Below are 12,436 nucleotides of genomic sequence, written 5' to 3' on the forward strand. Positions count from 1 at the left end.
ACGGGCGGGGGCGCTGTGGCACCCCCGCCCGTCCACCTTCCGGCCGCGCCTTCACGCGCGGCGCACATCACCACCACAGCAACGCCGTACCAGGGAGCTGTTTTCCATGAGCGCCGAGACCCCTGCCGTATCCGGCCAGTTCACCCGCCGGAGGCTGCAGTTCCGCGCCTGGCGGGGCGCGCGGCCGTTCTGGGCCGGCCTGTTCATCATGCTCGGCGGATTTCCCATCGCCTACTTCCCGTACGCGAACCTCCAGATCGGACATCTGACGCTGGCCATGGCGACCACCGCGGGCGCCGGGTCCCTGATCATCGGCGTGCTGCTCGTCGTCCTCGGCGTCAGCCTCTGGTTCCAGAAGCATGTGCGGGTCTTCGCGGGTGTCGCCGCGATCCTGCTGGCGCTGGTGTCCATCCCCGTGTCCAACCTCGGCGGTTTCCTCATCGGCTTCCTCTTCGCCCTCGTGGGCGGGGCGATGGCCGTGTCGTGGGCGCCGGGCGCACCGCCCGAGCAGGAGCCCACGGCGGCCGCGGGTGCGCAGGGCGGATCCCCGGAGGGCGCGGACACCGACACCACGCTGCTGAAGTCCGTCGACGACGCGGGCACGGTGGGCGATGGGGGTCCCTCCCAGGCCCATACGGCACTGGGGGAGAACGATCTGTCAGGAACGAGCCCGGCGAACGGGGCGAACGGGAGGCACAGTGCCGGCTGACGAGGTGACCCACGGGGCTGATGTGGAGGCGTCCCGTGTGAGAACCGGGCCGCGCCACGCGGCACCCAAGAAGCCGCTGTTCACCAGGTTCCACATGCCGGCCGGGAAGGCGATAGCCATCGCGGCGATGCCGACCGCGGTCCTCATGGGCATGGGGTTCACGCCGACGCTCGCCCAGGCCGACGACCAGCCGTCCAAGAAGGTGCCGTCGAACAGCCTGACCGCGGACGAGTTCAAGGAGTGCCTGGCCGCCCTGGAGGAGGCCGAGAAGGACGGCAAGGAGGACGACAAGGAGGACGACAAGGACGACGCCTCCGCGTCGCCCACGCCGTCCCCCTCGGCGAGCGACGCCGCCGAGGAGGAGAAGCCGGCCGACGAGCCGAGCGGCGAGGCCGAGGCGCAGGAGGCCCCGGCCGCCGGCTCGGGTGCGCAGCAGGAGGCGGACAAGGACACGTCCTCTTCGCCGGATTCAGGTTCCGACGACGAGGCCGAGCCCGCGCCCGCCCCGTCCGCGACCGCCCCCGAGCAGCCCGCGCCGTCCCCCTCGGAGACCGACAAGAACCTCCTCGAGGAGATCGGGGACGGGATCAAGGACATCTTCACCCCCGGGGACCAGGACGCCGACGCGAGCCCGAGCCCCACCCCCACCCCGTCCGCCTCCGCGACCGAAGCCGCGAAGGAAGCGGCCGACCCCGTGAAGGAGACCACCGAGAAGGTCACCGGCACGGCGCAGGACGCCACCGAGGAAGCCACCGACAAGGCGACCGGAGCGGCGAAGGACGCGGGCGAGGCGGCGGAGGAAGCCGCGGAGAAGGCCGAGGAGGCCGCCGAGGCCACTCCGGAGGCCACGGCCTCGCCGAGTCCCTCCGAGAGCGCCACGGTCGACCTCGAGGACTGCCCGGTCGCCACCGACGCCGAGGGCGGCATCGACAACAAGGTCCCGCTGCCCGACGACCCGTGGTTCCTGGACGCCAGCTCGCTGCTGCTGAAGGGCGCCGACTACAAGGGCATCGTCGAGGTGAAGACGGCCAACGGCACGGTCAAGAAGGTGCTGAAGTACGTCATCTCCGGCGGCACCGACATCGGTGACCTGCACCAGACGGTCAAGGACCCGCAGACCGGCAAGACCTACCACGTGCAGGCCGAGAAGGGGTCGACCTCCACCATCCGCGAGGGCGACACCGTGATGTACACGGAGAGCATCTCCGGGAACCTGCTCGGGCTGATCCCGATCACGTTCGACCCGGAGCACCCGCCGCCGCTGAACATCCCGCTGATCTACTTCACCGACGTGAAGGTGCAGCAGGCCGGCCAGTTCGGCGGAACCCTGCACGTGCCCGGGCTGCACCAGTACGTCACGGACTGAGCCCGCGTCACAAGCCACTCCGGGAGCCGCTCACACACCGAGGGCGCCCCCTGTTCGCAGGGGGCGCCCTCGGCGTCGTGTCTCGGCCCGTCAGCTGGTCGGGCCGCCCAGGTGGTGGACGCGGACCATGTTGGTGGTGCCCGGGACGCCGGGCGGCGAGCCGGCGGTGATCACCACGATGTCGCCCTCGTTGAACCGGCTGAGCCGGACCAGCTCCTGCTCGACCAGCTCGACCATCTCGTCGGTGCTGTTCACGAACGGCACGACATGCGGCTCCACACCCCAGCTGAGCGTCAGCTGGTTGCGGGTGGCCTCGTCCGTGGTGAACGCCAGGATCGGCTGCACGGCGCGATAGCGGCACAGCCGCCGCGCGGTGTCGCCGGACTGGGTGAAGGCCACCAGGCCCTTGCCGCCGAGGAAGTCGGCGATCTCGCACGCGGCGCGGGCCACCGAACCGCCCTGCGTGCGCGGCTTCTTGCCCGGCACCAGCGGCTGCAGGCCCTTGGACAGCAGCTCCTGCTCGGCCGCCTGGACGATCTTCGACATCGTCTTGACGGTCTCGATCGGGTACGCGCCCACGCTCGACTCGGCGGACAGCATCACCGCGTCGGCGCCGTCCAGGATCGCGTTGGCCACGTCGGAGGCCTCGGCGCGGGTCGGCCGGGAGTTGGTGATCATCGACTCCATCATCTGGGTCGCCACGATCACCGGCTTGGCGTTGCGCCGGCACAGCTCGATGAGGCGCTTCTGCACCATGGGGACCTTCTCGAGCGGGTACTCGACGGCGAGGTCACCGCGGGCGACCATCACACCGTCGAACGCCATCACGACGTCCTCCATGTTCTCCACCGCCTGCGGCTTCTCCACCTTGGCGATGACCGGGACCCGGCGCCCCTCCTCGTCCATCACGCGGTGGACGTCGGCGACGTCCTTGGCGTCCCGCACGAAGGACAGGGCGACCAGGTCGCAGCCCATCCGCAGGGCGAACCGCAGGTCCTCGACGTCCTTCTCCGACAGCGCGGGCACGTTGACGGCCGCGCCGGGCAGGTTGATGCCCTTGTGGTCGGAGATGACGCCGCCCTCGATGACGATCGTCCTCACCCGGGGGCCGTCGACGTCCAGGACCTTCAGTTCGACGTTGCCGTCGTTGATGAGGACCTGGTCGCCCCGGGCGACGTCACCCGGCAGGCCCTTGTAGGTCGTCCCGCAGATCGTCTTGTCGCCCGGGACGTCCTCGGTGGTGATGGTGAACTCGTCACCGCGCACCAGCTCGACGGGACCCTCGGCGAAGGTCTCGAGGCGGATCTTCGGGCCCTGGAGGTCGGCGAGGACACCGATGGCCCTGCCCGTCTCCTTGGACGCGGCACGGACCCGGTCGTAGCGGGCCTGGTGCTCGGCGTGGGTGCCGTGGCTGAAGTTGAAGCGGGCCACGTTCATGCCGGCTTCGATCAGAGCGACGAGTTGCTCGTGGGAGTCGACCGCGGGGCCGAGAGTACAGACGATTTTCGAACGGCGCATGGGGCGATCCTATCGGTTTGTTTCGCAACGGAATATTCCGTCTGGCGGAAAATACAAATGAGGAAGTCCCTGCTCAGTTGTTCTCAGTTGTTGTTTCCGACCAGTGCGTATGTCTGAGTGGCGATCTCCATTTCCTCGTCCGTCGGAACCACAGCGACCGCCACCCGCGCGCCCTCGGGCGAGATCAGCCGTGGCCCACCGCCGCGTACGGCATTGCGCTCCTCGTCGACCGCAAGGCCCAGCGGCTCCAGGCCCGCCACGGCCGCCGCCCGTACCGGTGCGGCGTTCTCGCCGACCCCGGCGGTGAAGGCCACCGCGTCCACGTGCCCGAGAACGGCGTAATAGGCACCGATGTACTTCTTCAGACGGTGAATGTAGATGTCGAACGCGAGCTTCGCCTGTTCGTCACCCTCGTCGATCCTGCGGCGGATCTCCCGCATGTCGTTGTCACCGCACAGTCCGACGAGACCGCTCTTCTTGTTGAGAAGAGTGTCGATCTCGTCGGCGGACATTCCGCCAACACGCATCAAATGGAAGATGACGGCCGGGTCCATGTCTCCGGACCGCGTACCCATCACCAGCCCCTCCAAGGGCGTCAGTCCCATCGAGGTGTCCACGCACCGGCCGCCCCGCACGGCCGAGGCGGACGCCCCGTTGCCCAGGTGCAGCACGATGACGTTCACCTCCTCGGGCGCCTTCCCCAGCAGCTCCGCCGTCGCACGGGAGACGTATGCGTGCGAGGTGCCGTGGAAGCCGTAGCGGCGGATGCGGTGCTCGTCGGCGGTCTTCACGTCGATCGCGTAGCGGGCCGCGGGCTCCGGCATCGTGGTGTGGAAGGCCGTGTCGAAGACGGCCACCTGCGGCAGGTCCGGGCGCAGCGCCATCGCCGTGCGGATGCCGGTCAGGTTGGCCGGGTTGTGCAGCGGTGCCACCGGGATCAGCCGCTCGATCTCGGCGAGCACGGCGTCGTCGATGACGGTCGGCTCGGTGAACCGCTTCCCGCCGTGCACCACACGGTGGCCGATCGCGGCCAGCTCGGGGGAGTCGAGGCCGAGGCCGTCCGCCGCCAGCTCCTCCGCCACCGCCTTCAGGGCGGCGTCGTGATCGGCGATCGGTTCGGTGCGCTCCCGCGGCTGCCCGCCCGCCGCGAGAGGCGTGTGCCGCACGACGGAGGTCCGCTCGCCGATCCGCTCCACCAGCCCCGTGGCCAGCCGGCTGCTGTCGCGCATGTCGAGCAGCTGGTACTTCACCGACGACGAGCCGGAGTTGAGGACGAGGACACGCGTGGAGCTCACTGGTCGGAAGCCTTCTCGATCGGGGACGGGGACGGGGACGCGGCGGCGGAAGGTGCCGCGGAAGGGGTCTGGGCCTGGATGGCTGTAATGGCCACGGTGTTCACGATGTCCTGGACCAGAGCACCCCGGGACAGGTCGTTGACCGGCTTGCGCAGACCCTGGAGCACCGGTCCGACGGCGATGGCGCCCGCCGAGCGCTGCACCGCCTTGTAGGTGTTGTTGCCCGTGTTCAGGTCGGGGAAGATCAGCACGCTCGCCTGCCCGGCCACCTCGGAGTCCGGCAGTTTGGTCGCGGCGACCGTCGGCTCCACGGCCGCGTCGTACTGGATCGGTCCCTCGATCTTCAGGTCCGGCCGGCGGCCGCGCACCAGCTCGGTCGCCTCGCGCACCTTGTCCACGTCGGCGCCGGAACCGGACGTGCCGGTCGAGTACGACAGCATCGCGATCCGCGGCTCCACCCCGAACCGGGCGGCCGTGACCGCCGACTGCACGGCGATGTCGGCGAGCTGCTCGGCGTTCGGATCCGGGTTGACCGCGCAGTCGCCGTAGACCAGGACCTTGTCGGCCAGGCACATGAAGAAGACGGACGAGACGATGCCGGCGTCCGGCTTGGTCTTGATGATCTCGAAGGCGGGCCGGATGGTCGCGGCCGTCGAGTGCACGGAACCGGAGACCATGCCGTCGGCGAGGCCCTCCTCGACCATCAGCGTGCCGAAGTAGTTCACGTCCGAGACGACGTCATAGGCCAGCTCCACCGTGACGCCCCGGTGTGCGCGCAGGGCCGCGTACTTCTCGGCGAAGGCGTCCCGCAGTTCGGAGGTGGCCGGGTCGATCAGCTGGGTGTCACCGAGGTCGATGCCCAGGTCGGCGGCCTTCTTGCGGATCTGCTCGACCGGGCCGAGCAGCGTCAGCTCGCACACGCCCCGGCGCAGCAGCACCTCCGCCGCGTGCAGCACCCGCTCCTCGGTGCCCTCGGGCAGCACGACCCGCCGCAGGTCGGAGCGGGCCTGTTCGAGCAGCTTGTGCTCGAACATCATCGGCGTCACCCGGTCGCTGCTCGGCGCGGAGACCCTCCGGGTGAGCTCCGCGGTGTCGGCGTACCGCTCGAACAGGCCGAGCGCGGTCTCCGCCTTGCGCGGGGTGGCCGCGTTCAACTTGCCCTCGAGGGAGAACAGTTGCTCGGCGGTGGGGAAGCTGGTGCCGGACACCGACAGCACCGGGGTGCCGGGGGCGAGCCGGGCGGCGAGGGTGAGGATGTCCTCGCCGGGCACCTCGTCCAGGGTGAGCAGCACCCCGGCTATCGGCGGGGTGCCGGCGCTGTGCGCGGCCAGCGAGCCGACCACCAGGTCGGCACGGTCGCCGGGGGTGACCACGAGACAGCCCGGGGTCAGCGCGGCGAGGAAGTTGGGCAGCATCGCGCCGCCGAAGACGAAGTCCAGGGCGTCGCGGGCCAGCCCGGAGTCGTCGCCCAGTACCACCTTCGCACCCAGGGTGTGCGCGATCTGCGAGACGGTCGGGGCGGACAGGGCCGGCTCGTCCGGGAGGACGTAGCAGGGCACCGGGAGCCGGGAGGCGAGCCGCTCGGCGATCTCGTCCCGGTCCTCGCGGGCGACCCGGTTGACCACCATCGCGAGCACGTCGCAGCCGAGGGTGTCGTACGCCCGGTAGGCGTTGCGGGTCTCGGCGCGCACCGACTCCGCGGTCTGCTTGCGGCCGCCCACGACCGGGATCACCGACGCGCCGAACTCGTTGGCGAGCCGGGCGTTCAGCGACAGCTCGTCCGGGAACTGGGTGTCGGCGTAGTCCGTGCCGAGGACGAGGACGACGTCGTAGTCCCGGGCGACCAGATGGAACCGGTCGACCAGCGTGGAGACCAGTTCGTCCGTGCCCCGCTCGGCCTGGAGCGCGGAGGCCTCCTGATAGTCCATGCCGTAGACGGTCGCCGGGTCCTGGGAGAGCCGGTAGCGGGCGCGCAGCAGCTCGAAGAGGCGGTCCGGCCCGTCGTGCACCAGGGGGCGGAAGACGCCCACCCGGTCGACCTGCCGGGTCAGGAGTTCCATGACTCCCAGCTCGACGACCTGACGGCCGTCGCCGCGGTCGATACCGGTCACGTACACGCTGCGGGTCACGCGCGCTCTCCGTTTCGTCGGGTTCATCGGGGCACCTACAAAAATCGCCCACCGAGGTGAGCAGAACCCTCTTGACAATACCTCTGGCGCTGGCTATGACGCCCGTCCATGCGCCGTCGGCGCCGCCCTGGGGGACGTGAAACAATCGGGATTGGCTCACCGGTAACGACAGCGACCAGGAGACACAGCACGATGCGTATCGGAGTTCTCACCGCAGGCGGCGACTGCCCCGGCCTGAACGCCGTGATCCGGTCGGTCGTGCACCGCGCGGTCGACAACTACGGCGACGAGGTCATCGGCTTCGAGGACGGCTACTCCGGCCTGCTGGACGGCCGCTACCGGCCCCTCGACCTCAACGCGGTCAGCGGCATCCTGGCCCGCGGCGGCACCATCCTCGGCTCCTCCCGGCTGGAGCGCGACCGGCTGCGCGAGGCCTGCGCCAACGCCTCCGACATGATCCGCGACTTCGGCATCGACGCGCTCATCCCGATCGGCGGCGAGGGCACCCTGACCGCGGCCCGCATGCTGTCGGACGCGGGCCTGCCGGTGGTCGGCGTCCCGAAGACCATCGACAACGACATCTCCTCCACCGACCGCACCTTCGGCTTCGACACCGCCGTCGGCGTCGCCACCGAGGCGATGGACCGGCTGAAGACCACCGCCGAGTCCCACCAGCGCGTGATGGTCGTCGAGGTCATGGGCCGGCACGCGGGCTGGATCGCCCTGGAGTCCGGCATGGCCGCCGGCGCCCACGGCATCTGCCTGCCCGAGCGTCCCTTCGACCCCGCCCAGCTGGTCAAGATGGTCGAGGAGCGCTTCGCCCGCGGCAAGAAGTTCGCGGTCATCTGCGTCGCCGAGGGCGCGCACCCGGCCGAGGGCACCATGGACTACGGCAAGGGCGAGATCGACCAGTTCGGTCACGAGCGCTTCCAGGGCATCGGCACGGCCCTCGCGCACGAGCTGGAGCGGCGCCTGGGCAAGGAGGCCAAGCCGGTCATCCTCGGCCACGTCCAGCGCGGCGGCGTGCCCACCGCGTACGACAGGGTGCTCGCCACCCGCTTCGGCTGGCACGCGGTGGAGGCCGCGCACCGCGGCGAGTTCGGCCGGATGACCGCCCTGCGCGGCACGGACATCGTGATGGTCCCGCTGGCCGAGGCGGTCACGGAACTGAAGACGGTGCCGAAGGACCGCATGGACGAGGCGGAGTCGGTCTTCTAGGAGCCGCTCTCCCACCAGGCCTCCAAGGGGCGCGGCTCGGAGCCGGTCCGCTCCGTGCTGTCCGGAGCCGGTCCGCTACGCGTCGGCGTTCTCCACCGCCGTCCAGAAATGGTCGACGACGCGGTCCAGGAAGTCCCGGCCGTCGTCGCCCGCGTCGCCGCTGCCGCCGCCCCAGCTGAGGGTGGCGGCCATGTGGCCCTGGTAGTCCTGGTGCAGGCGCTGGAGCACCCGCTCCAGCAGCCGCCGGTCCACCGGGGCGAGCTTCGCGATCGGCCGCACATACGCCTGCCAGCGCGTCGTCGCCGCACTGCGCAGCAGCTCCGCGAGCCGCTCCTCCCGGCCCGTGACGGTGACGAAGTCGGCCAGGGACAGGGCGAGCAGTTCGGCCAGCGCGGCACTCTGGCGGTCGGTGCCGCGCCACTGGCCGGTTTCCTCCATCCGCAGATACGCCTGGAGCTCGTGCCCCACCGCCCGGGCGACGTCCTCGGCCGCGAGACCGCGGGCTGTGCGGTGCTCGCGCAGGGTGCGCGGCCGGCCGATGAGCTCACCCGGCGAGCACCACAACACGCCCGCCAGCGCGGTCAGTTCGGAGCTGGAGGGGGCGGCGGCCCCCCGTTCCCAGGCGACCACCAGGTGCGGGGTCACATACGGCAGCCCGTACGAGACGCGCAGGGTGTGCGCCACGTGTTCCGGGCCCATGCCGAGGGCGGCACGCAGCCGGCGGGCGGCGGGGGCGTCGAACGGCGGCGGCGGATGGTCGTTCGGTCGAGCGATGGGTCGGTGCACGGCCGCAAAGCTAGAGAAGCCCGGGCACCGGTGACTACGGTCGGTTCGGCCAACGTTACGGATTGTAGGAAGCTACGGCTACCGGCGGTCACCCCCGCAGTCACCGCGCCCGCCCCGGCTCATCCCTTCACCGCCCCGCCCAGCGCGAAACCTCCGCCCAGCCGCCGTGCGATCAGCACGTACAGCAGGATCACCGGCGTCGAGTAGACGATCGAGAACGCGGCGAGCTGGCCGTAGGCCACCATGCCCCGGTTGCCGAAGAAGTCGTTGATGCTCACCGAGGCGGGCATCAGATCCGGGCTGAGCAGCAGCATGAAGGGCACGAAGAAGTTGCCCCACATCATCACGAAGGAGAAGACGGTCACCACCGCCACACCCGGCCCCATCAGCGGCAGCACGATCCGCACCAGCGACTGCAGGGAGGACGCCCCGTCCGTCCAGGCCGCCTCCTCCAGCTCCTTCGGCACGCCGTCCATGAAGTTCTTCATCAGCCAGATGGCGAACGGCAACTGGGAGGCGGCGAAGAAGAAGATCGTCCCCTGCATGGTGTCGATCAGGTCGACCTGCACGAACAACGCGTACACCGGCACCATGATCGCGGTGATCGGCAGGCTCGTCGCGAAGAGGATCGTCAGCAGGAACGGCCGGTTCAGACGGGAGCGGAACCGGGAGAGCGGATACGCCGCGAGCGCCGCGCACACCACGGTCAGCGCGGTCGCGCCCCCGCACAGGATCAGGCTGTTCAGCAGGGGCGTGAAGGTGATCTCGTCGGTGAGGACCGCGTCGAAGTGGTCCAGGGTGAGCCCGTCGGGCGTCTTCACCCTCAGCCCGGCCTGCGGGTCCAGGGCGGACAGCACCACCCAGGCCAGCGGCAGCACGAACGCGGCCGCGACGACCAGCAGGCCCGCGTCGGCGGCCAGCCGGCGGGCGGTGCGGCGGGAGGCGAGGGGACGGGCGGTGTGGCCGGGGGTGAAAGGACCGGCGGTGTGGCCGGGGGTGAGAGGACGGGTGCGGCGGGTGAGGGGTAGGGGCACGGCTGATCAGACCTCCGTCCGCAGCAGACGCATGTACACGACCGAGAACAGCGAACCGACCAGCAGGAGCAGCAGGGCCACCGCCGTGCCGTAACCGATCAGGCTGTTCTGGAAGGCCTGCTCGTACATGAACAGCGGCAGCGTCTGGCTCTTGCCGCCCGGCCCGCCCCGCGTCATCACCCAGATCAGCCCGAACACCGACAGCGTCTGCAGGGTGTTGAGCATCAGGTTGGTGCCGATCGAGCGGCGGATCATCGGCAGCGTGATGTGCCACATCCGGCGCCAGCCGCCGGCGCCGTCGACCTCGGCCGCCTCGGTGATCTCCTTGGGGATCTCGTTCAGCGCGGCCGAGTACACCAGCATCGAGAACGCCGTCCCGCGCCAGACGTTGGCGAAGGACACCGCCAGGATGGGCAGGGTGAACAGCCAGTTCTGCGAGGGGAGATGGAGCCAGTCCAGGATGGCGTTCAGGGTCCCCTCGCGGCGGAAGAAGGCGTACAGCAGGAAGCCCGCCACCACCTCCGGCAGCACCCAGGCCGTGACAACGATGCCACCGGTCAGCGTGCGCACCGGCCTCGACGCCCGCTGCATCAGCGCGGCGAGCGCGAGCCCGAGGGTGTTCTGCCCGATCAGCGACGACAGCACGGTGAACACCAGCGTCAGCCATACGGCGTTGAGGAACTCCTCGTCCCCGAACGCCCGCCGGAAGTTCTCCAGGCCGACGAACGACTCCTCGGCCTGACCGGTCAGCTGAAGGTCGGTGAACGCGATGAGCACGCAGTACGCGATCGGGCCCGCGAGGAAGAGCAGCAGCAGGGCGAGCGCCGGGGTGAGGGGCAGAAAGCGGGGCAGCAGGCGGCGCAGGCCGCGCCGCGCGGGCGCGGGCGGGGGTGCGGACGGGCCCGGCGGGATCTTGGCGAGTTCCGGGCCCGTGTGCGGTGCGGCGGCGGTCATGGACGCTTCCCGTGGCTCACTTCTCGACGACCTGGTTGTCGGTGGCGTCCCTGAGCGCCTCGTCGTAGGCGCGCGCGGCCTCGTCCACCGACATGTCCCCGGTCGTCACGCCCTCCATCGCCTCCTGGATGGCGGTGGACACCTTCGGATACGCCGGGTACGCGGGCCGGTAGTGGGTGCTCGACACCAGGTCGGTGAAGAACTTGATGCCGGGCTGGGCCTCGGCGTACGCGGGGTCGCTCGCCACGTCCTCGCGGACCGCGATGCCGGAGTTGGCGATGTACCACTTCTGCGCGTTGGCCTTGGTCTGCATCGTCTTGATGAACTCGAAGGCCAGGTCCGGATTGGCCGCCTTGGCCGGGATCGACCAGGTCCAGCCGCCGGACATGCTCACCTTGCCCGGAGCCTGCCCCTTCTGGGTCGGCATCGCGGCGAGGCCCAGCTCCTTCGACCACTCGGGCCACTCGTGACCGCTGCCCTCCAGCCAGTCCTGCGGCAGCCAGGAGCCGTCGAGCGCGATGCCGAGCTTGCCCTGCGGCAGCCACTCACCGCGCACGCGCGTGCCCACGTTGGGGTCGAGCGCGTCGGAGACGTCCGGGCCCAGCTTCTCCTTGTAGACCGTCTCGACGAAGGCGAGGGAGTCCTTGAAGCCCTGGCCGGCGGTGATCCACTTCTTGCTGCTCTTGTCGTACAGCGGGTCGGAGGAGCCGTCGTTGGTGCCGTACAGCAGCATCTCGAACGTCTGCATGGTGGCGGCCTCGCCGACCGGCTTGCCCGTGTAGACGTTCAGCGGGATGACGTCCGGCACCTTCTCCTTGATGGCGCGGGCCGCGTCGAGGACGTCCTCCCAGGTCTTCGGCTGCCAGTCGGCGGGCAGCCCGGCCTTGGCGAAGACGTCCTTGCTGAACCACAGCCCGCGCGTGTCCGTCCCGTCCGGAACGCCGTACGTCTTGCCGTCCTCGCCCCGGGCCGCGGCCTTGGCGGTGTCGATGAACTGCCCCCAGTCCTTCCACTTCGCAAGATACGGGTCGAGGGGCTTCAAGTACCCGCTGGTGATGTCGGAGTTGATGAGGAAGGTGTCCTCGTAGACGAGGTCGGGGGCGGTCTTGGGGGAGCGGAGCATCTGCTGGAGCTTGGTGTAGTACTCCGCGTCCGGGGCCTTGATGGGGACGAGTTCCACCTTCTTGCCGGGGTTCGCCTTCTCGAACTGCTGCTTGATGTCGGCGAGATAGGTGTCCATCACCTTGATGGAGTTGTCCGTGGACTGCTTGAAGGAGACCTTCAGCGTGTCCGGGTCGCTGCCGGAACCGCCGCCGCAGGCGGTGAGGGTGGCTGCGGCGGTGAGAGCTGAGGCGAGGAGCAGGACGGCGGTAGGGCGCACGGGCACGACCTCCTACGGGCGCACGACGCTGTGGCCGGGATGGCTG

General features: G+C 70.1%; 10 protein-coding genes. 3 read left to right on the forward strand and 7 right to left on the reverse strand.

The genetic code is table 11. The features are described from left to right. Positions 1–106: 106 nt before the first annotated feature. Positions 107–709, forward strand: a complete 603-nt coding sequence (locus tag AB0412_RS18165; RefSeq protein WP_366403558.1) for a DUF6114 domain-containing protein — start codon at positions 107–109, stop codon at positions 707–709. Further along, positions 699–2,075, forward strand: a complete 1,377-nt coding sequence (locus tag AB0412_RS18170) for a hypothetical protein (RefSeq protein WP_366403559.1) — start codon at positions 699–701, stop codon at positions 2,073–2,075. Before AB0412_RS18165 ends, AB0412_RS18170 begins: the two co-directional genes overlap by 11 nt. A gap of 90 nt (positions 2,076–2,165) precedes the next feature. On the opposite strand, the gene pyk is transcribed toward AB0412_RS18170, so the two are convergent. The 3 genes from pyk to pta all read right to left on the reverse strand — a co-directional run bounded on the left by pyk (position 2,166) and on the right by pta (position 7,017). Then, positions 2,166–3,593 carry a pyruvate kinase gene (gene pyk, locus AB0412_RS18175; protein ID WP_366403560.1) on the reverse strand — a complete coding sequence of 476 codons (1,428 nt, stop codon included), beginning with the start codon at positions 3,591–3,593 and terminating at the stop codon, positions 2,166–2,168. 83 nt (positions 3,594–3,676) lie between these two features. Continuing rightward, entirely contained in the window at positions 3,677–4,888 is a 1,212-nt protein-coding gene (locus tag AB0412_RS18180) for an acetate kinase (protein WP_366403561.1), read from the reverse strand. Then, on the reverse strand, positions 4,885–7,017 hold the full coding sequence (gene pta / locus AB0412_RS18185; RefSeq protein WP_366403562.1) for a phosphate acetyltransferase: 2,133 nt from the start codon (positions 7,015–7,017) through the stop codon (positions 4,885–4,887). Before pta ends, AB0412_RS18180 begins: the two co-directional genes overlap by 4 nt. Before the next feature lie 192 nt (positions 7,018–7,209). On the opposite strand from pta, the gene AB0412_RS18190 reads away from it, so the two are divergent. Further along, positions 7,210–8,235 carry an ATP-dependent 6-phosphofructokinase gene (locus AB0412_RS18190; protein WP_366403563.1) on the forward strand — a complete coding sequence of 342 codons (1,026 nt, stop codon included), beginning with the start codon at positions 7,210–7,212 and terminating at the stop codon, positions 8,233–8,235. A 75-nt stretch (positions 8,236–8,310) separates the two neighbouring features. Here the strand turns inward: AB0412_RS18190 and AB0412_RS18195 are convergent, their stop codons facing one another. The 4 genes from AB0412_RS18195 to AB0412_RS18210 form a co-directional block, all read right to left on the reverse strand. Next, positions 8,311–9,021: an XRE family transcriptional regulator gene (locus tag AB0412_RS18195; protein WP_366403564.1), complete on the reverse strand. Its 711-nt coding sequence runs from the start codon at positions 9,019–9,021 to the stop codon at positions 8,311–8,313. Positions 9,022–9,140: 119 nt separating this feature from the next. Continuing rightward, a complete protein-coding gene (locus AB0412_RS18200; protein ID WP_366403585.1) occupies positions 9,141–9,941 on the reverse strand; it encodes a carbohydrate ABC transporter permease in 801 nt (266 codons plus the stop codon). A 120-nt stretch (positions 9,942–10,061) separates the two neighbouring features. After that, positions 10,062–11,009 (reverse strand): sugar ABC transporter permease, encoded by a 948-nt coding sequence (locus tag AB0412_RS18205; RefSeq protein WP_366403565.1) that lies wholly within the window; start codon positions 11,007–11,009, stop codon positions 10,062–10,064. A gap of 16 nt (positions 11,010–11,025) precedes the next feature. After that, positions 11,026–12,396, reverse strand: a complete 1,371-nt coding sequence (locus tag AB0412_RS18210) for an extracellular solute-binding protein (RefSeq protein WP_366403566.1) — start codon at positions 12,394–12,396, stop codon at positions 11,026–11,028. Positions 12,397–12,436: the final 40 nt, after the last annotated feature.

It is taken from the genome of Streptomyces sp. NPDC052012, from assembly GCF_040689265.1.
GTDB lineage: Bacteria > Actinomycetota > Actinomycetes > Streptomycetales > Streptomycetaceae > Streptomyces.